Below are 883 nucleotides of genomic sequence, written 5' to 3'. Positions count from 1 at the left end.
GGCGGGGACAGCGGTGTGGTTTTCGTGTAACAAGACCGGGCTTCCATGGTACGGAAGTGTCGTCTTCCCGCCGGCGCGCAGGGGTGGGACTTGACGCGAACCCGTCGGCGTCCGAGACTCCCCGGAACATCAACACACTGTTGAAATCGCTTCCTCGCGAACCCGCCGACCCGGCGGGCCGGCGCGAGGTCCGAGACCCCCTCCGAGCCCGTCGACTCCTCCGGCCCGGGACGGCGCCGTCCTCACCCGGGACGCCCGCCGACCCCGATGAACAGGAGTTCCGCCGTGCCGCCCACCGTCGAAACCCTCCTGCGGTCCACCCGCGTCGTCCTCCCGGAGGGTACCCGTCCCGGGGCCGTCGCCGTCTCAGGGGGGCGCGTCACGGCCGTTCTGCCCCACGACGTCACCCCACCGCCGGACGCGCGGCCGGTCGATCTGGGTGACACCGCCCTGCTCCCCGGTCTCGTCGACACCCACGTGCACGTCAACGACCCCGGCCGCACCCCTTGGGAGGGGTTCGCCACCGCCTGCCGGGCCGCCGCCGCCGGTGGCGTCACCACCATCGTCGACATGCCGCTCAACAGCCTTCCACCCACCACCACCGTCGAGGCCCTCGCCGTCAAACGGGAGGTCGCCCGGCCCCGTGCCGTGGTGGACATCGCCTTCTGGGGCGGCGCCGTCCCCGACAACGCCGCCGACCTGCGTCCCCTGCACGACGCCGGGGTGATGGGCTTCAAATGCTTCCTCTCGCCCTCCGGCGTCGAGGAGTTCCCCCCGCTGGACGCCGAGCGCCTGGACACCGTGATGGCGGCCCTCGCCGCCTTCGACGGCCTGCTCCTCGTCCACGCCGAGGACCCCGCGCGCCTGGACGCCGCCCCCGCCC

1 protein-coding gene is annotated in these 883 nt (G+C 73.3%); it reads left to right on the top strand.

The window, feature by feature from the left end; genetic code table 11:
• Positions 1–267 precede the first annotated feature (267 nt).
• Positions 268–883, top strand: a 616-nt coding sequence (locus FNQ90_RS25150) for an amidohydrolase family protein (RefSeq protein WP_182608421.1), incomplete at its 3' end; no start/stop codon positions are given.

The sequence above is a fragment of the Streptomyces alkaliphilus genome (assembly GCF_014141535.1).
Lineage (GTDB): Bacteria > Actinomycetota > Actinomycetes > Streptomycetales > Streptomycetaceae > Streptomyces > Streptomyces alkaliphilus.
Note: the sequence above shows the minus strand (reverse complement) of the source record. Positions and strands in the feature narration are given on the sequence as shown.